The organism is Agreia sp., assembly GCF_964263775.1.
Lineage (GTDB): Bacteria > Actinomycetota > Actinomycetes > Actinomycetales > Microbacteriaceae > Agreia.
Map to the genome: position 1 here is coordinate 1 of NZ_CAXVWM010000165.1, position 22,627 is coordinate 22,627.

At 66.6% G+C, this 22,627-nt stretch carries 21 protein-coding genes and 1 tRNA gene; 7 read left to right on the forward strand and 15 right to left on the reverse strand.

Annotated features, from left to right (window positions below; translation table 11 throughout):
• Together ACE5CZ_RS11910 and ACE5CZ_RS11915 are read right to left on the reverse strand one after the other, a co-directional pair.
• Positions 1 to 945 (reverse strand): alpha/beta fold hydrolase (locus tag ACE5CZ_RS11910; protein ID WP_374947544.1); only part of this gene is annotated, 945 nt, incomplete at its 3' end.
• Between the two features lie 52 nt (positions 946 to 997).
• Positions 998 to 1,597: an NAD(P)H-dependent oxidoreductase gene (locus tag ACE5CZ_RS11915; protein ID WP_374947545.1), complete on the reverse strand. Its 600-nt coding sequence runs from the start codon at positions 1,595 to 1,597 to the stop codon at positions 998 to 1,000.
• Positions 1,598 to 1,705: 108 nt separating this feature from the next.
• Here ACE5CZ_RS11915 and ACE5CZ_RS11920 point away from each other — a divergent pair, with 108 nt between their 5' ends.
• Genes ACE5CZ_RS11920 through ACE5CZ_RS11935 form a run of 4 tightly spaced genes read left to right on the forward strand, consistent with a single transcriptional unit; the run spans position 1,706 to position 4,916 of the window.
• Positions 1,706 to 2,299 carry a TetR/AcrR family transcriptional regulator gene (locus tag ACE5CZ_RS11920; RefSeq protein WP_374947546.1) on the forward strand — a complete coding sequence of 198 codons (594 nt, stop codon included), beginning with the start codon at positions 1,706 to 1,708 and terminating at the stop codon, positions 2,297 to 2,299.
• Positions 2,300 to 2,302: 3 nt separating this feature from the next.
• The gene (locus ACE5CZ_RS11925; protein ID WP_374947547.1) at positions 2,303 to 3,163 is read left to right on the forward strand and encodes a DNA-3-methyladenine glycosylase family protein; all 861 of its coding nucleotides are present in this window, start codon (positions 2,303 to 2,305) and stop codon (positions 3,161 to 3,163) included.
• A 59-nt stretch (positions 3,164 to 3,222) separates the two neighbouring features.
• A complete protein-coding gene (gene folP / locus ACE5CZ_RS11930) occupies positions 3,223 to 4,146 on the forward strand; it encodes a dihydropteroate synthase (protein WP_374947548.1) in 924 nt (307 codons plus the stop codon).
• A gap of 20 nt (positions 4,147 to 4,166) precedes the next feature.
• A complete protein-coding gene (locus tag ACE5CZ_RS11935) occupies positions 4,167 to 4,916 on the forward strand; it encodes a pyrimidine reductase family protein (protein ID WP_374947549.1) in 750 nt (249 codons plus the stop codon).
• A 3-nt stretch (positions 4,917 to 4,919) separates the two neighbouring features.
• Here the strand turns inward: ACE5CZ_RS11935 and ACE5CZ_RS11940 are convergent, their stop codons facing one another.
• The 3 genes from ACE5CZ_RS11940 to ACE5CZ_RS11950 all read right to left on the reverse strand — a co-directional run bounded on the left by ACE5CZ_RS11940 (position 4,920) and on the right by ACE5CZ_RS11950 (position 7,627).
• Positions 4,920 to 5,354, reverse strand: coding sequence for a VOC family protein (locus tag ACE5CZ_RS11940; RefSeq protein WP_374947550.1), 435 nt, complete (start codon positions 5,352 to 5,354; stop codon positions 4,920 to 4,922).
• A gap of 126 nt (positions 5,355 to 5,480) precedes the next feature.
• On the reverse strand, positions 5,481 to 6,323 hold the full coding sequence (locus ACE5CZ_RS11945; protein ID WP_374947551.1) for an SDR family NAD(P)-dependent oxidoreductase: 843 nt from the start codon (positions 6,321 to 6,323) through the stop codon (positions 5,481 to 5,483).
• A 530-nt stretch (positions 6,324 to 6,853) separates the two neighbouring features.
• Positions 6,854 to 7,627 carry a hypothetical protein gene (locus ACE5CZ_RS11950; protein ID WP_374947552.1) on the reverse strand — a complete coding sequence of 258 codons (774 nt, stop codon included), beginning with the start codon at positions 7,625 to 7,627 and terminating at the stop codon, positions 6,854 to 6,856.
• A gap of 180 nt (positions 7,628 to 7,807) precedes the next feature.
• On the opposite strand from ACE5CZ_RS11950, the gene ACE5CZ_RS11955 reads away from it, so the two are divergent.
• The gene (locus ACE5CZ_RS11955; RefSeq protein ID WP_374947553.1) at positions 7,808 to 9,820 is read left to right on the forward strand and encodes a DUF262 domain-containing protein; all 2,013 of its coding nucleotides are present in this window, start codon (positions 7,808 to 7,810) and stop codon (positions 9,818 to 9,820) included.
• 63 nt (positions 9,821 to 9,883) lie between these two features.
• Here the strand turns inward: ACE5CZ_RS11955 and ACE5CZ_RS11960 are convergent, their stop codons facing one another.
• The 5 genes from ACE5CZ_RS11960 to ACE5CZ_RS11980 all read right to left on the reverse strand — a co-directional run bounded on the left by ACE5CZ_RS11960 (position 9,884) and on the right by ACE5CZ_RS11980 (position 16,356).
• Positions 9,884 to 12,352, reverse strand: a complete 2,469-nt coding sequence (locus tag ACE5CZ_RS11960; protein WP_374947554.1) for a lamin tail domain-containing protein — start codon at positions 12,350 to 12,352, stop codon at positions 9,884 to 9,886.
• A 93-nt stretch (positions 12,353 to 12,445) separates the two neighbouring features.
• Entirely contained in the window at positions 12,446 to 13,237 is a 792-nt protein-coding gene (locus tag ACE5CZ_RS11965; protein ID WP_374947555.1) for an ABC transporter ATP-binding protein, read from the reverse strand.
• Positions 13,234 to 14,325, reverse strand: a complete 1,092-nt coding sequence (locus ACE5CZ_RS11970) for a FecCD family ABC transporter permease (RefSeq protein WP_374947556.1) — start codon at positions 14,323 to 14,325, stop codon at positions 13,234 to 13,236. Before ACE5CZ_RS11970 ends, ACE5CZ_RS11965 begins: the two co-directional genes overlap by 4 nt.
• Positions 14,322 to 15,302 (reverse strand): FecCD family ABC transporter permease, encoded by a 981-nt coding sequence (locus tag ACE5CZ_RS11975; protein ID WP_374947557.1) that lies wholly within the window; start codon positions 15,300 to 15,302, stop codon positions 14,322 to 14,324. The genes ACE5CZ_RS11970 and ACE5CZ_RS11975 overlap by 4 nt, the downstream gene beginning before the upstream one ends.
• 73 nt (positions 15,303 to 15,375) lie before the next feature.
• On the reverse strand, positions 15,376 to 16,356 hold the full coding sequence (locus ACE5CZ_RS11980) for an ABC transporter substrate-binding protein (protein WP_374947558.1): 981 nt from the start codon (positions 16,354 to 16,356) through the stop codon (positions 15,376 to 15,378).
• Between the two features lie 130 nt (positions 16,357 to 16,486).
• On the opposite strand from ACE5CZ_RS11980, the gene ACE5CZ_RS11985 reads away from it, so the two are divergent.
• Complete coding sequence (locus ACE5CZ_RS11985; protein WP_374947559.1) at positions 16,487 to 17,347, forward strand: siderophore-interacting protein; 861 nt, start codon at positions 16,487 to 16,489, stop codon at positions 17,345 to 17,347.
• Positions 17,348 to 17,408: 61 nt separating this feature from the next.
• On the opposite strand, the gene ACE5CZ_RS11990 is transcribed toward ACE5CZ_RS11985, so the two are convergent.
• The 4 genes from ACE5CZ_RS11990 to ACE5CZ_RS12005 all read right to left on the reverse strand — a co-directional run bounded on the left by ACE5CZ_RS11990 (position 17,409) and on the right by ACE5CZ_RS12005 (position 21,058).
• Positions 17,409 to 17,483, reverse strand: a tRNA-Gln gene (locus ACE5CZ_RS11990).
• Positions 17,484 to 17,613: 130 nt separating this feature from the next.
• Positions 17,614 to 18,603 carry an NAD(P)/FAD-dependent oxidoreductase gene (locus ACE5CZ_RS11995; protein ID WP_374947560.1) on the reverse strand — a complete coding sequence of 330 codons (990 nt, stop codon included), beginning with the start codon at positions 18,601 to 18,603 and terminating at the stop codon, positions 17,614 to 17,616.
• A gap of 3 nt (positions 18,604 to 18,606) precedes the next feature.
• Entirely contained in the window at positions 18,607 to 20,124 is a 1,518-nt protein-coding gene (gltX, locus tag ACE5CZ_RS12000; protein WP_374947561.1) for a glutamate--tRNA ligase, read from the reverse strand.
• 163 nt (positions 20,125 to 20,287) lie between these two features.
• The gene (locus tag ACE5CZ_RS12005; protein WP_374947562.1) at positions 20,288 to 21,058 is read right to left on the reverse strand and encodes a fumarylacetoacetate hydrolase family protein; all 771 of its coding nucleotides are present in this window, start codon (positions 21,056 to 21,058) and stop codon (positions 20,288 to 20,290) included.
• A 96-nt stretch (positions 21,059 to 21,154) separates the two neighbouring features.
• On the opposite strand from ACE5CZ_RS12005, the gene ACE5CZ_RS12010 reads away from it, so the two are divergent.
• On the forward strand, positions 21,155 to 21,391 hold the full coding sequence (locus ACE5CZ_RS12010) for a hypothetical protein (protein ID WP_374947563.1): 237 nt from the start codon (positions 21,155 to 21,157) through the stop codon (positions 21,389 to 21,391).
• A 119-nt stretch (positions 21,392 to 21,510) separates the two neighbouring features.
• On the opposite strand, the gene ACE5CZ_RS12015 is transcribed toward ACE5CZ_RS12010, so the two are convergent.
• The gene (locus ACE5CZ_RS12015) at positions 21,511 to 22,617 is read right to left on the reverse strand and encodes a branched-chain amino acid aminotransferase (RefSeq protein ID WP_374947564.1); all 1,107 of its coding nucleotides are present in this window, start codon (positions 22,615 to 22,617) and stop codon (positions 21,511 to 21,513) included.
• Positions 22,618 to 22,627 lie beyond the last annotated feature (10 nt).

Below are 22,627 nucleotides of genomic sequence, written 5' to 3' on the forward strand. Positions count from 1 at the left end.
GCTGCTCGGATCGTTGGTGAGGAATTCGTCGACCAGCTTTCCGGCATCCGCATTCGTCGCGTCGTGCTGGCCGAGGTTGCACAGTTTCGCCAGTGCCGGTGCTGCGGCGAGCGCCTCCGGGGTCAGGATGCTCGAGAGTTCGGCACCGGGCGTGGTCGGCCCGTAGACCTCGGCGTACGCCTCGAAGGCATACGAGGCGAGAGTGACACCGGATGCCGTGCCGATGTCGTCGTCGAGCAGCTCGGCCAGCTTCGTTGCGGGGGCCGCGACAGCCACGGCCCGCAGCGTCAATTCCGGCGCGTAGCTCGCGGCCTCCTGGGCGGCGAACAGGGCAGCGTGGCCGCCTTGCGAATGACCCCACAAGAGCAGCTCGTCTCCGGCTTCGGCCTTGTCGATCTGTCGGGCAACGCGGGCGGCATCGAGCATGCTGTGCGCCTCACTGATACCGATGAGGTAGGCGTTGGGCCCGTCGACCCCCATGCCGGGATAGTCGGTCGCAGCGACCACGTATCCCTTTTTCAGCAGCGACGTGACGCCTTCCATCAGAAGGAAGGGGTCGACACCGACCGAGGGCGCGCAGTCTTTCGTCGATCCCGTGGTGGGATGCCCCCAGGACACGATGGGTCGCCCTCCGGCCGGGGCATCACCTGTCGGGGCGACGATGATTCCCGACACGGGCACGTCTTCTCCGGTCACATCGACCGAGTGATAGACGACCCGCCACGCGATCGATCCGTCGGGCGCCCCGAGAAGGCGCTGCGACGCGATGATGTCGCCCGGCGCTCCAGCCTCGATGGGCTGCGCGATGTCGTAGAACTCGGCCGCCGTGTCTTCTTCTACACCGCCCTCGACCACGCGGCGTTCCAGCGAGTCCACGCATCCGGTCAATGACACCAGCAGAACGAGTGCCACGGCGGATCGCAGAACGACGGCGAGGGAGGTCACCACACCAGTATGAGATATCCGAGTGTGAAAGTGGAGATCACACCGCGGCCGATCACACGGCGGCCGATCGCACCCGGCCGGCGCCCGAGTAGCGTTCGGCGTCGGCGCGACCCAGCCGCTCGACTTTCGCAAGCCACTTCGCGCGAAGCTCGTCGCTCGAGCCTTTCACCGGTCCGAGCCGCGTCGCCCTGACGGGTCGAATTCCGCAGAAACGCAGTGTCGTCTGCCGCACGTGCCGCACCGTGGTGTCGCCGACCAGGGGCAGATACCACCAGGGGGAATCCGTGGTGACGATGACGCGGCCCGTTCTGCCTGCGAGCAGACCCTCGGGCACACCCGAGGGCTTCGTGCGATAGGCGCGGCGGGGAAGAAGGAGACGATCGAAGAATCCTTTCAACAGGGCGGGCACCGACCCCCACCACACTGGAGTCACCACCACGACATGGTCGGCGTCGAGCAGGCGCTGCCATGCCCGCTCCAGGTCGGGCTCCAGGGTCTGCCGGCGGGTGTACCCGTGTCGCATGTTCGGATCGAAGTCGAGATCGCGCAACGCCAGAACGGTTGCGTGCCCGTTCGCCTCCGCGTAGCGTGCGGCAATGGCCGCACACAGCGAGTCGGGGTTGGGATGTCCATCGATTACCAGCGTGGTCATGATTGTCCAGTTCTGTCGTCATGCGATCGGGGAGGCAATCTGGTCAACGTCCAGAATCTAGACAGTGACCAAATGACCCGAATCCGACCATAGGATAGGATCTTGCTCGTGTCAAGATCAACCAGCGCGTATCATCACGGAAGCCTCAAGCCGGCGCTTGAGGATGCGGCGTTGCAGCTGCTGCGCACGACAGGGCACCCCGAGCTGAGCCTCCGCGAGGTGGCCAGGGTTGCCGGCGTCAGCCACAGCGCCCCGTATCACCACTTCGGAGACCGGACCGCCCTGCTCAAACGCCTGAGCGAGCGAAGCATGGCCGAACTGCTCGATTCTCTCGTCGCGGCCCAGGCCCAGGCATCCGCGGACGACTCTCCGCGGGCGCGACTCGTCGCGATCGGTTTCGCCTATGTGCAGTACGCATCCGAGTTTCCCGAACGCTTCCGAATCATCTACGACCCCGCCGTGTGCGTGCCCGGATCGCCGACGGCCGAGATGGCACCCCTCATCTCTGCGGTCGAAGAGATTCTGACCCTCGCCACGCGCGCGACCTCGCCGACGGCATCGCCCGCGACCCTGACCGCTCTCACCACGGGCATCTGGGGCACCATGCACGGGCTGGCAGAACTCGTCGTCGCCGGCGACATCGCCCGCGACGACGCGGAACCCGCATTGCGCGCCCTCTTCGACCCGTCTGTGACCGAGTGAGTGATGCCTCAGCCGAGCATCGAACTGCCTTTCGTTCCGCCCTATGAGCGAGAAAAGGCGCTCGCCCTGATCGCGGCGCACGCCGTGCCCGGCGCCGAACGGGTCGACCTCGACGACTACTCCGTCACGCGTGTCATCACCGCGCCGAGCGGCCCTGTCGCCGCCCGCGTCGAGCTCGGCGAGGCGTCTGTCACAGTGACCATCTCGAGTGCCGACCCGCACGACATCGACGCCGTCGCATCCATCGTGCGTCTGTGGTTCGACCTCGATCTCGAGCCCGCGAGCATTCTGGATGCCTTCGGCCGCGACCCGCGGATCGGCCCGTTGGTCGCGGCCCGGCCCGGGCTCCGCGTCATCGGACACCCCGACGGATACGAGGCGGCCCTCACGACGGTGCTCGGACAGCAGGTGTCGCTCGCGTCGGCCCGCACATTCGCCGGCCGCCTCGTGGCGGCCTTCGGCGAGCCGGGGCCTGACTCGTTGATGCTGTTTCCTCGGCCCGCGGTTCTCGCCTCGGTGCCGCTCGATGAGGTGCAGCGGGCCATCGGCCTCACCGGTGCCCGCACCCGCACGGTGCATGCCGTGGCGCAGGCGTCTGCCGACGGCCTCATCCTGGCGCCGACGTCGGAACCGGTCGCGACCCGGGCGGCGCTGCTCGCGATCCCCGGCGTCGGCCCGTGGACTGCGGACTACCTCGCCGTTCGCGCGCTCGGTGACCGAGACGCGTATCCCGCGGGCGACCTCGTGCTGCGACGGGCGCTCGGCGTGCGCACGCCCGCCGAGGCCGAACGCTTGGCCGAGCCGTGGCGGCCGCTTCGCGCCTACGCGCTTCTGCACATCTGGACGGCCGCCGCGTTCTCGTGACCTTCTGGGCGACCCCAGGCGCACAGTTCGGCCGGCCCCTGGGGAGGCATGATGGAATCATGACGATCCCCCCGGTGGCGTCGGGTTTCGCGCTGCCCCCTCTGACGAGCCCGGTGCGCACTCTCGGTGCGCACACCATCGACTTCTCGGCACGCATCGCCGTGATGGCCATCGTCAACAGAACGCCCGACAGTTTCTTCGACCGCGGCCGAACGTTCGCCCTCGACCAGGCCATCGACGCGGCGCTCGCAGCGACCTCGGCCGGCGCAGACCTGGTCGACATCGGCGGGGTCAAGTTCGCGCCGGGGGCAGAGGTGTCGGCCGCAGACGAGCTCGATCGCGTGCTGCCGGTCGTCGAGGGGGTCGCTGCGCAGAGCGACGTCGTGATCTCGATCGACACGTTTCGGCCAGAGGTGGCCGAGGCTTGCATCGGCGCCGGCGCCTCGGTCGTGAACGACACGACAGGGCTGCAGAATCCGGCGCTGGCTGAACTCGCCGCATCCACCGGAGCGACGCTGGTGATCACGCACAGCCTCGCCCGGCCGCGCACCGCCTACGTCGCGCCGCGCTACGACGACGTGGTGCAGAGCGTGGTCGCATTCCTGCGCGAGCGTGTAGACCTGGCGATGAGCCTCGGACTCGACGAGACCCAGATCATCATCGACCCGGGGCACGACCTCAACAAGAACACCCGGCACTCCCTCGAGATCACCCGTCGCTTCGACGAGATCGCCCGCATCGGCCTGCCCGCGATCGCTGCCGTGTCGAACAAAGACTTCGTGGGCGAGGCCCTCGGCGCGGGGCGCGACGACCGGGTCGATGGATCACTCGCCGCTGCGACCGCCTGCGCCCTGCTGGGTGCTCGAATCGTGAGGATGCACGACGTGGCGCGCTCCGTTCAGGCCATGCGCATGACCGAGACCATCCTGGGACTGCGCGAACCGCAGCATCTTCGGCACAACATGACCGACGAGAACGCCTGACCGCGAGAGTGAGAATCGACGTGACCAAACCTCCCATCACCCTGCTCGTGCCCGGGCATGACCCCCTGACCGATGAGGAGCTGACCTCGGCCTACTCGGTCGCCGATCGCAGCGTGCCGACCCTGCGGGTGAACTTCGTATCGAGCCTCGACGGATCCGCGACCGCGAATGGACTCTCCGGCTCTCTCGGCGGCCCCCCTGACAAGCTCGTGTTCGATACGCTGCGCCGCCTCGCCGACGTCGTGCTCGTCGGCGCCGGCACCGTGCGCGCCGAGGGCTACGGCGCCATGCGGCTCTCGGATGCCGACGCCACGTGGCGAGAGGCTCACGGCTTGGCCGCGCAGCCGGCTTTCGCGCTGGTCTCCGGCCGACTCGACCTCGATGAGACGAGCGACATCTTCGCGAAGGCGCCCGTGCGCCCGCTCGTGCTCACCTCTGCTTCGGCGCCGGCCGATGCGCGACGGGCGCTCGACGAGGTGGCCGAGGTGATCTCGTGTGGAAGCGACCGCATCGAACCCCGGCGCCTCATCGACGCTCTCGTCGGTCGTGGCCTCCCCCAGATTCTGTGCGAGGGCGGTCCGAGCCTGTTCGGAGCCTTCATCGCGGCCGATCTCGTCGACGAGCTGTGCCTGACCGTCAGCCCGCTCCTGGAGGGTGGGGCCGGCATCCGGATCTCACACGGCGAAACCGAGGCGGCTCGCACCATGCGGCTCGTGCACGTGCTCGAGTCGGATGGGCTGCTTCTCACGCGCTATGCGCGGGCGCGCTAGAGATCAGGACTGCGGTGTCGGCTCTGCCGGCGAGCCGCCGATGTTGACCATCCAGCGAACGCCGAACCGGTCGATGAGTTGGCCGAAGCTGTCGCCCCACAGTGCTTTCTCGAGCGGCATGAGAACATGCGCGCCCTCGCTGAGCCTGTTCCAATAGCCGGTGAGCTCGTCGACGTCGTGCCCGCTGAGCGACACCGAGTAGTTGTCTCCCGGGGTGAACGCCATGCTGTTCGGGGTGTCGGCCGCCATGAAGATCAGGCCTCCGGGCGCGACGAGCTGCGAGTGCATGATCTTGTCGGCCTCTGATGGATCGTCATCCATGCCGAAGTCCGCGTAGCGGCTCATGGTGAGTTCGCCGCCGAAGACCGAATGGTAGAACTCCATGGCCTCCTTCGTGTTGTCGCGAAAGTTGAGGTACGGGGTGAGGATCGAGGGCATCGGTATCTCCTTCATCGAGTGTGGGTGTTCCTATTAGGAATAAGTATGACGAGGTCGGGCATCGCCCACAACAGCAAAAAAGAGGCTCTCGTCCGATTGGAACGAGAGCCTCAGAAGTGAAGCACCTCAGTCGAGACCCAGCGCCGACCGTTCGTCTGCCCAGGCGGGGTTGTGAGCGGTGAGGCCGCCGTCGACGGGAATCACGACACCCGTGATGAACGATGCCGCGTCCGAGGCGAGGAAAGCGACGAGATGCGCGATGTCTTCCGGAGTGCCCACCCGTGGCGTAATGGTGTGTCTCGCCAACATGTCGAGGTAGGCCTGCATCTCGGGACTCTTCGCCGCCGCCGCCGCCGCACTGGGTGTGACGATGATTCCCGGCGCGATGGCCACCGATCGGATGCCCTGGCGACCGTACTGGGTCGCGATGCTCTTTGTTAGAGCATTGATGGCGCCTTTCGACATCTGATAGCTCGGCCGCGTCAAGTCGGTGCTGAATGATTCAACCGAACTGGTGTTGATGATCGCGCCGCCGCCGCGCTCGATCATGTGCGGCACCGCGAACTTGGCTCCGAGGGCATAGGCTCCAGCGTTCACCTGAAGCGTTCTGTAAAGCACCTCGGGATCCAAGTCCACGATACTCCCGTCCCGACCCACGAAGTCTGGGGATGTGAGAGCGGCATTATTATGCAAGATGTCGAGGCCACCGAACTCCTGAACGGCTGCTTCGACCATGGCCTGGATTTGATCTGGCACGCTGACATCGACCTGAAAGTGGATCGCCGCTTGACCCTGACCTCGGAGACGCTCGGCAACGGCCTGAGCTCCCTCCGGGAAGATGTCCGCAATCAGGACTGAGGCTCCGCGCTCGGCGAGGGCGGCGGCACTGGCCGCACCAATGCCGCCGCCTCCGCCGGTGATGATCGCGGTCTTGCCTTCAAGTGATGTAGGCGACTTCTGGTCGGCCATGTTTTGCCTCGCTCTTCCTCGGTTGTGGGTCTGTTGGAGACACCGCGAGACCTCACAAACGAGCGTACGCGCCACCCACCCGATTTCAGAGTTGTTCCGTTCAGGCGCGCTCCGGAGTATCGTGCAGGTGTCGAAACGCGAGGTGGAGCTATGCCCGCACGCGAGGAGTTGCCGTCGACGATCGCCAGGTCTCCCAAGCACGCGCAGGACATGTGGACCGAGAGCCACGACGCGGCCGTGAAGACGTAGGCGCTCCAGAAGGCGAACGCCCGCGAAACCCGCCGGAGTCGCGAGAACCACAACTGAACGGACGGATGGCGGAGCTCGCTGACGAGAGCGTTCCGTCGACCGAGCCGCTGGACGCGCTCGCCGATCGGGGACAAGGCATACTCCTCGCGTGCGATCCGCGGCCACCTGCGCACCCACGGCATCAAGGCCGTGATGTCCGAACCCGACAATTAGAAGGGCCACCGCAAGCGACGCGGCTCACACGGCGGACACCCGTTGACCCAGCAATCGTCAGACGAGACCTACGCCTCGCTCATCACGAGCTTCTCGGCCTGGCCACGAGCGGCGAGGGCGGCGGCGCGGGCCGCGAGACGACGGGTCTGCTCGGCCTGGCCGGCGTCGAGTGCATCTTGGTCGACCTCGAAGTTCGGCACGCGCTTCACGCCGTTGTACTTCTCGATGTAGGCGTCGAGCTCGGGGCCCGACTCCCACGACGTGATCAGGCAGTAGCGGGGGTCGCTGCCGAGGTGCGTGGCGGCGTGCCACAGGCGCTGGGTGTCGATGATGAGCTGGGCGCCCGCCGGAAGGGCGATGCGGTATTCGACGCTCGGGTCGGTGCGGTTCTCACGCAGAACGAAGAAGCTGTCGGTGTCGTCGGTGAGGTTGAAGAAGCCGCGAACGACCCAACCCGTTCCATCGGGGTTGAGGCGGTTGTTGTCGTCTTGGTGCAGGTTGTAGAGGCAGTCGGCGTAGGTGTTGGGCTGCAGTTCGATCACGCGGCAGCGACCGACGTTGGCGCCGGGCTCCTGGGCACGCACGGTGAGAGTGGGGGCCTTCTCGGTCTGCGAGGGGATGAACACGCCATCCTTGTCGGTGCGCGGCGGCTTGTGGTTCCAGAAGCCGTTGCACTCGATGTCGCCGAACGCGCTGGCGAGCGGCGCGAACCGGGTGTCTCCCGACGACTTCCAGTCGTTGTACTCGATGTCGAGCCACTCCTTGGGGTCGATCTCGTTGTTGTAGCGATCGAGTACGACATAGCCGGTCTCTTCGAGAGCGGCAGATTTGATGTAACCCATGATTGAAGAACCATGTCCTTTCGTTGGGGGCCAGCACGTTTTAACAGGCCCAACTTAGGCAAGGCTAACATCGGTGCGTAATCGGCCGCAGAGAAGCGCCGTGAACCCGATCGACTAGACTCGGCGGCTGCGAAGCCCCTCGAAAAAGACACGAAGAACCGAGACGGGTTGAAGGAGAACATGGTCACCGCCACGAACATCGATGCGACCGCCGTCAACACGGTCGCGTGGCTCTCGGCAGACGACACGACGATCGTCGTTCCCGTGTACCAGCGGCAATACCGCTGGGACATCGGCGCATGCGAGAAGCTGCTCGCCGACATCCGGGCCGTGTCGGAGTCTGCGGATCGGCACACCCATTTCATCGGCTCGATCCTGTCGACGAAGAGCACCGACGATGCCGACGACTCCGAGCTCGTTCTCATCGACGGCCAGCAGCGCATCACCACGCTGATGCTGCTGATCGCAGCCCTGCACCACACCGTGGCACACACCGACCCGCCCCTCGCGACAGAGCTGCACAAAGTTCTCGTGCGGGCTGCAGACCCGAGCCGCACGAAGCTCCGGCCCCACCGCGCCTGGGCCCGGGTATTCGAAAGCGTCGTGCTCGATGACCTCGACGCCGGCGTTGAACTGCGCGACTCTCGGTTCGACGACAACTACGCCTTCTTCCGCAGCCAGGTTCGCGTCGACGAGGTGCCCCGCATCTGGCGCGGATTGCAGAAACTCGAGCACGTGGCGATCACGCTCGGTGCCGACGCCAACGCGCAGCAGATCTTCGAGAGCCTCAACTCGACGGGCGAGCCGCTGCGCGACCACGAGCTCATTCACAACTACGTGCTCATGGGTCTGACCCACGTCGAGCAGAGCGAGATCGAGGACTCGTTCTGGCTTCCGATCGAGCAGAACACGGGCGAGCACATCGCAGACTTCTGGCGGCACTACCTCGTCATGACCACGGGCCGCGAGGTCACAGTGGCGGGTCAACGCGGCGTCTACGACGCGTTCCAGCAGCAGTTCCCCAGGCTCGACTTCGACACGCTGCGCAGCCATGCGGCCGAATGGCGTTCGTTCTCGGCCGCCTATCGCGTTCTGCTCGAACCGGCTCTCGAGGCAGACCCCGGAGTGTCGCGCCAGCTCAGCTACCTCACCACCTTCGGGCGCGGCATGCACCCGCTCGTGATGCGCGCCTATCTCGACTATTCGCGGGGCGCGCTCGAGGTGGCGTCGCTCATCGAGCTGCTCGAGAACATCCAGTCGCTGTTGCTGCGCCGCACGCTCGTCGGCGTCGGCAACGACCGGCTCGTCGCGCGCCTGAGCAGGGCGCGGGCCGACGGTTCGGATGCGCTGGCGCGCGCGATCTCGCGCATCACCCCGAGCGACGAGCGCGTGCGCGTGGCCCTGAAATACGCCGAGCTGCCGCACGCGGCCTACGTTCTGGCGCGCCTGAGCGACGTGTCCACCTCCGTCGATCTCGACGTGGAGCACATCTTCCCTCTCGCCCCCGGAGACTCGTGGAGCGGCGACGGCGAGCGGGAGTGGTCGAACTACACCGACGACGAGCAGAACAGCCACCGCGCACTCGCGCAGACCGTCGGCAATCTCGCGCTGCTCGAAGAGCATCTCGCGGAGCGCGCCGCCGACAAGTCGTTCGTCGACAAGCGCGACCGCTCTTATGCGAACAGTTCGATCGCGCTGACCCGTGAGCTCACCAAGACGGCCGCCTGGGGCACCCGGGCAATCGCGGCCCGAACGGTTCGACTCACCGAGAAGTTCTTAGAGGTGTGGAAGCGACCGGCCGTCGTGATGATCGACGACGACGGGCTCACGCCCATCCTCGATGCCCAGAAGCGGCGCGGCTGGCCGCAGGGCTGGCAGCGAGAGTTCGAGTACGTGGAATACCGTGGCGAGCATTGGGAGGTCTACGACGTCAAGTACCTCTTCAACCGCATATTCAAGCGGCTCTGGGCCGACTCGAGAGCCGATGTCGTGGCGTTCAGCGCCCGGCGCGGCGGGCCGATCTACGACGCGCAGTCGTGGAACGGACACTGGGACACGCTCGACGACGAGCACTTTCTCTACATGGGCTGGGACTCGCGATACGTGCTGACTGCCGTGCAGGGAGTTCTCGAGGAGGCCGGTATCGCGGCCGAGGTCTTCGTGAAGTACTCCTACATCGGCGCGGTGATGTAGCTGCCCACTCCGCGCTGATCGAGTAGTCGCGCGAGGAACGAGCTACTCGATCAGCGCAGAACTTCAGGCCTGGGTTCCGCGCGCCCGTCGTCGCGCGACCATGAGACCGGCTCCAAGCATGAGGAATAACGCTCCGATCGCGATCGCCGGCAGGGGCTGCGCACCCGTGGATGCGAGTCCACTCGGCTTGGCCGCGGCACCTGTCGGCGTCGTCGTTGCCGAGGCAGTCGGCGTGGCGACCGGCGGGACGACCGCGGCGGCCGTCACAGTGAGGGGCGTGCTCGCGACCACGGCGGCGGGGTCTGCTGGGGTGGCCACGGTGATCGTGTGTGCACCCGGCGTGGTGTCGGCAGGGATGCGCGCATCCCGCAACGTCAGGTCGCCGTCGGCGTCGGCGACCAGGCGGCCGAGTGTCACCGGCTCGGAGCGCAGCACGATCGTGTACTCCGTATCCGGCACGAGCCCGGATGCGACGATCGTGGTCGTGCCACCGGCCTTCAGTGTCGACGGGGTGGCCGTGACGGTCGGGTCAGCCTGTGCAGGAGGGGTCGGACCCTGCGGTCCGAGTTCGAGATCGCAGGTAATGGTTCCCGATCTCAGCGAGTGCCCGCCGTTGTTGCCGTCATCGGCGCGGATGACCTCTTTGACGCCGCCGACGCAGGTTGAGCTCGGCGCGATGGCGAAGCCCTCGTTGTTGTTGTTCGGCAGGCCGGTCGGACGGTTGTAGACGCGGTCGACGACGAATGCACCGGTGGCGTCGATCTTGAGCAGCGTCGAGGAACCGGCCGACGAGTTGTCCGCCACCGCCCAGACGCGCTGGGCGTCTGCGTCCCATTGGGTCTCCTGGATCATCGGCAGGCCCGTGTCGATCGAGGCGACGCGGTGGAAGGTGCCGTCGGCGTTCAGCGCGTAGGCGTAGAGGTGGCCGTTCTTCTCGAGGGCACCGAGAAACAGGCCGGTGCCGTGGCCCGGGTAGCCGGCCGGGTCGTAAACCGCGCCCGTGCTCTGGTCGACGAACGCGTTCGTCGTGAGGTAGGTGTCGGGAACCCAGGTGATGCCCTCGAAGCCGAGGTTCGAGTCGGCCTTGACCGGCTTGATCTCGGTTAGGTCGGCGGTCAGATTCCATTGCCGGGTCGGGTGCAGAACAGCGCCGGCCTCGTTCGGGTCGAAACGCAGCACACTCTCGAGCGGCACGGTGTTCGCCGCGTTGTCGCGCTCCGTCGTGATGTAGAGGAAGCCATCGGGTCCGACTGTGATGCCCTCGGAGTCGGGCTGTCCGCCGCCGTTCGAGAAGACGATGTCCTTGCCGATCGACCAGCCGTTCGTGGTGTCGGGAACCCAGAGGTCGTTGCTCTTGACGAGGCGGTAGACGTGGTTCTTGTTCTTGACTGCCCACATCACATCGGGGTTGCTCGGGTCGACGTCGAGGCCGGAGACATCTTGGCCCGAGACGGGGGTGACGAACTGACACTCGTTGTCGGAGACGACGACGCTCTGGCTGCCGGGCCAGGCGATGCCGCCGGCGATCGCGGGTCCGCTGCCCGAAGGCGCCTCGGTCTGGCAGGCCGCCTCGCCGCCGCCCGGGGTGCTCGGCGGGATGATCGTGCCGGCGCAGGCGGTGGCGTTCGAGACGCCCCAGCTCGTTGCGGCGGTATGTGCCCAAGCGCCGGTGGCGTCGCCGCAGCGCGACCAGGAACCGGGCTGAGCATCGTTCGCGCCCCATCCGGCCGTGTCGACGATGGTGGATGCGTCGGCACGATAGACCTTGACCGAGTCGCCGTCGGAGCTGAGCCCCTGGTTCGAGAGGAGCACGAGGTAGCCGTGGGCGGGCACGACAGTGCCGTTCGGAGCGGAAATGGCGGCCGGGTTGCTGCTGCTGTCGGCCTGCTTCCACGATGCGACGTCGACGTCGACATCTCCGGTATTCACGAGTTCATAGGCGTCATGGTACGGGTCGTCGTCGGCCGAGGTGACCTCGTTGATCTTGATCGACTGCCATCCGGTGTCGTCGCCGGGCTCGTCGCCCGGATCGGTAAGCGCGGGGTTGAGCTCGCCCTTGGAGGGTGTTGTCTGCTGCACGAACTCGCCGGTTCCGTTGGGGACACGTCCGAAGGTGTGCAGGTGAAAGTCGCCCCACTCGTACGTATCCAGCGACACCTCGCCGCCGGGTGCGAGCAGGTTGACCTTGTCGCCCTTCTTGAGCTTGAAAGTCGAACTCTCGGCGACGTAGACGGTCCCGGCGGCGATCACGGTTCCCGCCGGAATGGTCACGGCGACGGCGTTCGCGCGGCCCGTCACGACGAAGCCAGATGCGTCGAGCGGCTGTGCGCTGATATTGATGAGTTCGACCCAGTCGGGGCTGCCGTCGGTCTCGATCTCGTTGATGCGAAGCTCGCTGGCGACGGCGACGGCGACGGCGTCGGCGTCGGCCTCGGCCTCGGCTGCTGCCGCGGCCGGCAAGGCAAGAAGACCGGCGAGCAGCACAGCTGATCCGGTGGCAATCGACAGGGAACGCGAGGCGAATTTAAGCACCCCGCCACAGTGGCCGTCACACGTGAACGGCAGGTGACATACGGGGGCACGGAACGGAAACAGAATCAGTGCGGCGACGGCGCGCCGGTAGAATCAGTCGCGGCTTCGACCCGCCGGCACGACCAGAGGAGTCTGGGAATAGGGGTCGGTGAGAATGGTCGAGTTCAGTCCGAAGACGTCGCGCACGAATCCGGTCGAGACCACGGAGCGTGGATCTCCTTCGGCGACGACGGCGCCGTCTTTCATGGCGATGAGATGGGTGGCGTAGCGGGCGGCGTGGTTGAGGTCGTGCAGAACGGCGACGAGAGTTCGGCCTCGGCGATTGAGGTCGGCGCAGAGTTCGAGTACGTCGATCTGGTGAGCGATGTCGAGGTAGGTCGTCGGTTCGTCCAGAAGCAGGTAGGGGGTCTGCTGCGCGAGCGCCATGGCAATCCACGCACGTTGCCGCTGGCCGCCGGAGAGTTCGTCGACGAAGCGGTCGGCCAACACTGTCGTGTCGGTGAGTTCCAGGGCTTCGTTCACGGCGGAGGCATCCGCCACGCTCCACTGTTTCAGCATCCGCTGGTGCGGGTAGCGGCCGTGCGCGACAAGGTCGGCGACCGTGATCCCGTCTGGCGCCACGGAGATCTGCGGCAGCAGGCCGATCATCTGGGCAACCTCCCGGGTGGGCACCGCGGTGATGTCGCGGCCGTCGAGCACTATGGTGCCCTCACTCGGAACCAGCAGCCGGGCCAAGGCGCGGAGCAGAGTCGATTTGCCGCAGGCGTTGGCCCCGACGATCACGGTGAACGAACCGTCAGGGATGCCGACCGTCAGGTTCTCAGAGACGGTTTTTGCGCCGTAGGCGAGCCGGACACGGTCGGCGGCGAGCCGGGTCGTGGTCATCGCGCGTGCCTCCATTCGTTGATGAGAAGCCAGATGAAGTAGCCGCCGCCGAGCACCAGCGTGGCGATGCTGACCGGCAGGGTCGACGTGGTGGGCAGCAGAAGCACCGCGACGTCGGCGCTGAGGAGGACGAGGGCGCCCATCAGGGCTGCGGGCGGCACGGCGAGTGGGCCGAGCCGGGTGAGCTGGCGGGCGAGGTGCGGAGCGGTGAGCGCGACGAAAGCGATCGGCCCGGTCACCGAGACCGGAACGGCGACGAGGGCGACGCCGATCCCGAGCATGACCAGCCGCGTGGAACGCACGCGCACGCCGAACGCGGCGGCTGCCTCGCCATGCAGTTCGAACATCCGCCCCGGGCGGGCGATCACAGCGGCCCCCACGAGCAGCACCGTGATCACTCCGGATGCCGGCGCCAGCTGCTCCCATCCGATCGAGGCGAGACTTCCGAGCGTCCACGAGCTCGCGCGCATCGCCTCCTCGAGCTCGGCCCGTTCGATCAGGAGCTGGTTGAACGCGATCAGCGTCGCGCTCACGCCGATGCCGACCACGATCAAGCGCATGCTCCCGCTTCCCGAGGCGAGGCCGAAGGCCGACACCACGACCGCGGTGAGAAGGCCGCCGATGAGGGCCCCCATCGTGAGGCCGACTTGACCCGCTCCGAGCACGAGCGTGGCGACCAGCGCACCGGTGACCGCCCCGGCGTCGAAGCCGAGCACGTCGGGGCTGCCGAGCGGATTTCGTGTGAACGACTGGAACAGAGCTCCGCTCACGCCAAGCGCTGCTCCGAACGCGATGGCGGCGAGCACTCGGGGAAGACGCCACTCCATCACCACGAGCCGGCTGCAGGAGTCGCCCTGGCCGGCCAGTGCCGACAACACCTCACCGGGCGAGAGAGCGAAGCTGCCGGCACATAGGGCGATCACCCCGATTACGAGAATGGCAGCAAACAACGAGGCGGTCACCACGAGTGTGCGCACAGGAAGGCGGGCGCTGAATCCGCCACGTCGCAGGATGATAAATCGGCGACTGGATGAAGATGACCTCGTGACGGTCGCCGCGTGGCGTGAAACGGTCTCGACATCGCTCACAGCGAGATCACTCTCCTGCGGGCCATCACGGCGATCAACGTGGGCGCGCCGATCAGAGCGGTCATGAACGCCACCGGGTACTCGCCAGGCCGGGCGATGACGCGGCCGAGGATGTCGGCCCCGAGCAGCACGACCGGTCCGTAGATCAGACAGGAGACAATGATCCGCGGCTGACTCGGGCCCGTGAAGCGGCGCACGACGTGCGGGATCATCAGTCCGATGAACGCGACGGGCCCGATCAGCGCCGTCGCACATCCGGCCAGGAGGGTCACTGCCACGAGTGCGCAGCCACGGATGAGGCCGACCCGCGTTCCCAGGGCGCGGGCATGATCGTCGCCGAGTGACAGCGCGCCGAGTCCCCGCCCGATTGCGAGCGCGATACCGAGGCCCGCGACGATGACCGGCAGCACGGGGAGTGCCCCGAGGAGGTCGTGACCGACGAGTGACCCGACGGTCCAGGCGCGGTAACCGGCGAACACCATGGGAAAGATCATGGTGAGCGCCATGCTGATCCCCGCGAAGACGGCAGCGAGCGCGACGCCGGCCAGCACCAGCCGTGCCGGGGATGCCCCGTAGCGTCCGGTGCGGCCGATGGCCAACACGATCAGTGTGGCTCCGACCGCGCCGACGAAGGCGAAGACGCTGTATTCGGTGGGACTGGTGATGCCCATCAGCGCGATACCGAGCGCCACGGCCAGGGCAGCGCCGGCATTGACGCCGACCAGGCCCGGGTCGGCCAGCGGGTTACGGGTCAGAGCCTGCATGAGGGCGCCGGCCACGGCGAGCGCCATACCGGCGAACGCGCCGACGACGGTGCGCGGAATGCGCAGGGTGAACACGATCTCCGCGGCCTCGGACGCATCCGGATGTGCCAGCGCGGCGAGCACATCGGTGACGGGCAGCGGCTTCGCTCCCACGAGGATCGAGAGCACCAGCGCAGCAGCGAGCAACACCACCCCGATTACCAGGCCGACCATCCGTCGCGAACGCCGTCGACGCGCAGCGGAACGGGCGACACCCTGTGGCGGAGCCCCTCGTTCGCTGACGAGATCAGCCGACAACGGCGGCCTCCAAGGTCGGCGTCACCTCATCGAGCATGTAGAGGGTGCTGAGCGGGCCGGGCACGTTCGTAGCCACGGCCAGGGCGTAGTCGAGCCACACCAGCTTGCCGTGCTGCACCGCGGGCAGCTCGTTGAAGCGGGCGTCTGCCTGAAGCGCGGTCTTGTCAGCGTCGGTCATCGCCCACACGCCGAGCACGTCTGAGTCGAAGTCGGAGACGTTCTCGAGCGAGATGACGGTGAACTCCTCATGGGCATCATCTTGGCCTTGGTGCGCGACTAGCCCGAAGTCTTGGAGCCAGGAGCCGTTTCCGTACCAGAAGCCGCCCTGCTCCACCGAATAGCCCACATAGTGATAGGTCTCGTCGGCAAGCGTCGAGAGACCTGCGGTGGCCGAGGCGATCGAGGCCTCGGTCTCGGTGATCACGGTCTCGCCCCGGTCGGCGATGCCGAGCGCGTCGGCGAGGAAGGTGGTGCGGTCTTGCCAGCTCTGTGCCGCCTCGACGTCGCTGGTGATCGTGGGGGCGATGATGCTGAGTCTGTCGTAGGCCTCGCCCTCTGTCGCGGTCCACTGGTCGATGATGATCAGGTCGGGGTCGGTCTCGAGGATCGCTTCGTAGTCGAGCGATCCGTCCGCTCCGATTAATCCGGGCTCGAACTCGCCGCTCAATTCACCTGTGAGCCACGGCAGAGTGTCGAGACTATCGCTCGTGCCGATGTCGTAGACGGCCGGCTCGACATCCAGCGCTGCGACGACATCGGCGCTCTGCGAGTCGAGCACGACGATTCGCTGCGGCGCCTCGGCGATCTCCACCTCGCCACGTACGGTCGTCACGGTGCGCGGAAACTCCCCCGATACGGCAGCGGAGCCCGAGGTGGAGGTCGACTCGGCCGGAGCCGAGCAGCCGACGAGGGCCGCAGCGGTCCAGATGGTGAGACCGGCTGCTGCCAGGTGTCTGGTTGTGATCGTCATGGGGTGCTGTCTTTCTGTGGTGCCGAGCAGATCAGTGCTGTGCCCGCCGCGTTCGAAAAGTTAGGAAACGCTAACCTAATAACTCTGGCACAGACAGGCGTCACCGCGCCACCGAAGAAGGCACCATACGATGGCAACAATCCGCGACCGCATTCGAGAGCTCTCTCAAGGTCGGGCCATCCTGATCGACGACCACCTCGAGGTCGTGCAGACGCACCGGGTATCCCCCAACTTCCAGCGCGTGACGCTCGCCGGCGATTGCCTGGCCACCTACCTGAACCCACGTCCGGCCGATGCTTTCAAGATCGATATCGGCACCCGAGACGCGCCCCTCATCCGCGGCTTCACCGTGTGCGATTTCGATCCCACGCGCCTGAGCTTTCACTTCGATGTCGCCCTCCACGCAGGCGGATCGGCAAGCGAGTGGTCCCGAACAATAGCCGCGGGGCACCGGTTGCGCTTCCTCGGGTTCCGTCGTGACTTCGCCATCGGCGACGGAATCACTGAGCATGTCTTCATCACCGACGCCAGCGGTCTCCCGGCCGTCGCCGCCATTCTCCGGTCCCTTCCCGCAGACCACAAAGTGATCCTCCTGGCCGAGACCGCAGACCGAGTCGACCGCGAACTGCTCGAGCCCTCGATCGACGCGCTCGGCGGCCGAATCCAGACCCAGTGGCTCGTCGGAGCGCCCTCGCAGGGTCTCGACAGCGCACTCGCCCGTGCCGCCGCAAGGCTTTCCGTGCCGGAAGGCGCCCAGGTGTGGCTCGCCGCCGAATCCGCGACCGTGCGAACGATCCGTCGTCACCTCCTCGACGAGGGCGGCGTGCCACGGGGCAACCTGCATGCAACCGCGTATTGGATCTGCGGTCTCACCAGCAGCGAGCGAGACGATCGCGAAGCCATCGTGTATAGAAATGCTGTGAACGACGGGCTCGACGTCATGGACCCGGCAATCTACGACAGACTCGAGTTCGACGACCAACCGGCCTAGCTTCGCCGACGCTTTCTCAGCATCCGGCTTAAACACAAAAGGCCCGGATCACCGGACCTTATGGCTGGGGTACCTGGACTCGAACCAAGAACAAAAGAATCAGAATCTTCCGTGTTGCCAATTACACCATACCCCACTGCATCAGAACCGAAGCCCTGACCGAGAGTCAACACTAGCCTACGCAGACCCCGGACTCAAACCGATCGAGTCTGGTCGTCAAGCCCGTAGAAGCCGACACGTTAGAGAGTTTCATGGAGCGGGCGGGGCTAGAGCGAGCCGATCAGGTACCGGTTGATCACCGAGGCCGCCCGCGCACCCTCGCCCGCCGCCACGATCAGCTGGTGGGGCCCGGGCGGAACCACGTCACCGGCGGCGTAGATGCCCGTCACCGCGGTGCGTCCGTCGGCGTCGGCCTCGATCCACCCGTCGGCCGTCTCGGGAATGCCCAGAGTCGACGCGTACCCGAGCTTCGTCTCCCACAGGGGCCGAATGAATCCACCCGTGCGAGGGATGACCTCGCCGTCGACAAGCTGCACCCCGGTGAGGCCTGCGCGGTCGCCCGAGACATCGGCGATCTTGCGCCGCTCGACCCGGATGCCGCGCGCGGCAAGCGAGGCCTCGTCGGCCTGCGAGACGGTCGCGACCGAATTGGTGAAGACGATCAGGTCGCTCGACCACTGCGAGATGAGCAGCGCCCGCTCGGCGAGGTCATCGCTCTCGCCGATCAGCGCGAGCGGCTCGTCGCTTTTCTCGAATCCATCGCACTCCACGCAGCTGTGCAGGCTCGACCCGTAGTACGCCCGCACACTGGGCAGTGCGGGAAGCGTCTCGCTGAGTCCAGAGGCGATCAGCACCGCCGGGGTCGTGACGTCGACAGCTCCCCCGCCGCGAATTGCAGAGGCCGTCACCCGATACTCGGGCCGGCCCGTCGGCTGATCCGCCGGCGTGCCCGCCGCATCCGACACGGCGACGCTCGTCACGAGCGCCTGCTGGAACGACGCCGCGGGGTAGGACTCGAACTCGGCCCGGCCCGCTTTGCGCAACTCGAGCGGCGAGACGCCGTCGCGGGTGAGAAAGCCGTGGCTCTTGAGCGTTGCCGAGTGCCGCGGCCGGTTGCTGTCGATGAGCAGCACGCTGCGCCGGGCGCGCACGAGGTTGAGCCCGGCCGACATTCCGGCGGGCCCCGCGCCGATGATCACGCAGTCGATGTGTCCCTCGACGGGCGCAGCCGCCTGGGGGCGCGAGATCTCGATCACGGCCTAGCCCAGAAAGCTCGAGAGGCGGTCGATGCGTGCGATCGACTCGGTCTTGCCCAGCAGCTCGAACGACTCGAACAGGGGCGGCGAGACCTTGCGCCCGGATGCGGCGACGCGCAGCGGACCGTAGGCCACCCGCGGCTTGAGTCCGAGGCCGTCGATCAGCGCCGCCTGCAGCGCTGCCTGGATCTCGGCCGCGTTCCAGTTGCTCTCTTCGACCAGTTCGAGGGCGTTCATCGATGCGCTGAGCACGACCCCGGTGTTCTCGGGAAGCCCGGCCAGGGCATCCGGTGCGTACTCGAGGTTCGCGCCCTGCACGAACAGGAAGCCGAGCATGGCCGGGGCGTCGCCGAGCAGCGCCATGCGCTCCTGCACGAGCGGTGCAGCCTTCAGCAGCAGCTGCTCCTGATAGTCGTTGAGGGGCTCGGTCAGGATGCCGTCGCGCACGAGATAGGGAATAGTGCGCGCCGCGAAGTCGACCGGGTTGAGCAGCCGGATGTGGTCGCCGTTGATCGACTCCGCCTTCTTCAGGTCGAAGCGCGCGGGGTTGGGATTGACGTCTTTCACGTCGAACGCCGCCACCATCTCGTCGATCGAGAAGACGTCGCGATCGTGGGTGAGCGACCAGCCCAGCAGGGCGAGGTAGTTCACCAGGCCCTCGGGAATGAAGCCGCGGTCACGGTGGAGGAACAGGTTGGACTCGGGGTCGCGCTTCGACAGCTTCTTGTTGCCCTCGCCCATCACGTAGGGCAGGTGGCCGAACTGCGGCACCCACTCGGCTACACCGATGTCGATGAGCGCGTGGTACAGCGCGATCTGCCGGGGCGTGCTCGAGAGAAGGTCTTCGCCTCGCAACACGTGGGTGATGCGCATGAGTGCATCGTCGACCGGGTTCACGAGCGTGTAGAGGGGGGCGCCGTTGGGGCGCACGACCACGAAGTCGGTGAACGACCCTTCGGGGAACGTGATGTCGCCGCGCACCAGGTCTGTGAAGCTCAACTCGGTGTCGGGAACGCGCAGGCGCAGGGCGGGCTGGCGGCCCTCGGCCTTGAACGCCGCGCGCTGCTCATCCGTGAGGGTGCGGTCGAAGTTGTCATAGCCGAGCTGCTTGGCGCGTCCGGCTGCCTCGTTGCGCGCGTCGATCTCTTCAGCGGTGGAGTAACTCTCGTAGAGGTGGCCGGATGCCGTGAGCTTGGCGATGACCTCGAGGTAGATGTTGGTGCGCTCCGACTGCCGATAGGGCCCATCGGGCCCTCCGATGTCGATTCCCTCGTCCCAGTCGAGGCGCAGCCAGCGCAGGGCGTCGAGCAGCTGGCCGTAGCTCTCTTCGGAGTCGCGTGCCGCGTCTGTGTCTTCGACGCGAAAGACGAGTTTGCCGCCCGTGTGCCGGGCATACGCCCAGTTGAACAGGGCGGTGCGGATCAGGCCGACGTGCGGCGTACCGGTGGGCGACGGGCAGAACCGAACGCGAACGTCGGCGCCGGCGGCGGTGGACACGGGGTGCAGGGAGGGATTCGACATACGCGCCCAATCCTACCGATCAGATCCATCCCATCGCGGATGAGGAAGAACCCGCGACACCCCGCGCCCGCGCGCCTCTGTGACGGCGAGTCGCGAGATTTTCCTCATCCGCGAACGGGCAGTGGAGTGCGTTTACATCCGCGAACGGCTCGTCGGGTGCGCCCTAGCGGTTTTTGGCCGGGTTGCTCAGCAGGCCGAGCCCCTCGATCGAGACCTCGACCCTCTGGCCGTCGGTGAACGGGCCGACGCCGGCGGGGGTGCCCGTGAGGATCACGTCGCCCGGCAGCAGGGTCCACACGCTCGACGCGAACGCGATGATCTCAGGAATCGAGTGGATCATCTGGTTCGTGTTGCCGCTCTGGCGCAACTCGCCGTCGACGCGCACCTCGATTGCCGCATCCGAGAAGTCGAAATCGGTCTCGATCACGGGGCCGAGCGGGCAGAACGTGTCGTAGCCCTTGGCGCGGGCCCACTGGCCGTCGGCCTTCTGGATGTCGCGGGCGGTCACGTCGTTCGCGATCGTGTAACCGAAGACGACGTCGGCGTAATCTTCTTTCTTCACGTCGCGCGCGATGCTGCCGATCACGATGGCGAGCTCGCCCTCGTGCTCGACCTGCGAACTCTCGCGCGGCAGCTGGATGGCGTCACCGGGCCCAATCACGGACGTGTTTGGCTTCAGGAAGATCAGCGGAGTCGTGGGCGCCTCGCCGCCCATCTCGGCCGCGTGCTCGGCGTAGTTCTTGCCGACGGCCACGACCTTCGACCGCGGGATGACGGGCGCGAGCAGCTTGACCGTGGCATCCAGCGGCACCCGCTCTTCTGTCGTCTCGTAGCCCACGAACATCGGATCACCCACGAGCACGACGATCTCCGTCTCATCGACTATTCCGAAACGGGGCTCTCCCCCACTGACCGTAAAACGCGCAATTTTCACGCTTCCGAGCCTAGTCCGAACGCTACGCTAACGAGGGGCGAGCAACTCCTCGCCCGTCATAGAGCAAGCACAGAACAAGCTTCGAGGAGCACACCCATGTCCGACTATTCCTTCGGCGGAGCGGCCGACATCGACCGCGCGATCGGATTTCTCGTGAGCCTCGACAACGAGCAGCGCAACGCCCTCGCCGTGCTGGAGATCGATCAGGCCATCGACGAGCTGCAGGCCGAATACGTGAAAGTTCAGGCAGACCCGAGCCACGTTCCGAGCAACGAGTTCATCGCCGCACTCAGCGGATACCTCGGGATGGCCGACGACCGAGAGCACCAGTAGAACCCGCTCGCCCCTTTCACGGATGAGGAAAAAGCCGCGACACGCCGACGAAGGCACTGAGCCGGCTCGGGGTGTCCCGGGTTTTTCCTCATCCGCGAAGATGAACGCGGGTTCGAGCTCTACGCGTCGAGGCGGGTCAGCCAGCCGTTCACGTCGGGGATGCGCCCGTACTGGATGTCGGTGAGCTCGTGGCGCAGCGACATCGTGAGCTCGCCGGCCGGGGCATCCGGGTCTCCGATCACGAAGTCCTTGCCCTTGAGCGCGGCGATCGGGGTCACGACCGCCGCCGTGCCGCAGGCGAAGGCCTCGACCACGTCGCCGGATGCCACGCCGTCACGCCACTCGTCGAGCGTCACCCTGCGGTGTTCTACAGAGTGGCCCCGGCTCTTGGCCAGCTCGATGATGCTGTCGCGCGTGACGCCGTCGAGGATACTCGACGACTGCGGCGTGACCAGGGTGCCGTCTTTCTTCACGAGGAACACGTTCATGCCGCCGAGCTCCTCGAGGTACTTTCCCTCTGATGAATCGAGGAACAGCACCTGGGCGCAGCCGTTCTCGTACGCCTCCGCCTGCGGGAGCAACGACGACGCGTAGTTGCCGCCCGTCTTGGCGGCACCGGTTCCGCCGCGGCCCGCGCGCGCGTAGTCATCCGACAGCCAGATCGACACCGGCGTCACTCCACCGGGAAAATAGGCCCCGGCCGGGCTCGCGATCACGTAATAGCCGACCTTCTGCGCGCTGCGCACGCCAAGGAAGCTCTCGTTCGCGAACATGAACGGCCGCAGGTAGAGACTCGTCTCGCCACCCTCGGGCACCCAGGAGCCGTCGGCTGCGATCAGCTGCTTGAGCGACTCGACGAAGTCGAGGGTCGACAGCTCAGGCAGCGCGAGTCGGCGCGCCGAACGCTGCAGGCGCTCCGCGTTCTTCTCGGGGCGGAAGGTCCAGATCGATCCGTCGGCGTGCCTGTAGGCCTTCAACCCCTCGAAGATCTCCTGCGCGTAATGCAGAACGGATGCCGCGGGGTCGAGCAGCAGCGGACCGTACGGCACGACGGCCGCGTCGTGCCAGCCGTCTGCGACGGTCCAGTCGATCTGCACCATGTGGTCGGTGAAGTGCTTGCCGAAGCCGGGATCGGCGAGGATCGCCTCGCGCTCGACCTCGGCGCGAACGGCATCAGACGGCGTCAGGGAGAAGGTGAGCGGGAAGAGTGTGTCGAGGTCGGTCAATTCGAGTTCC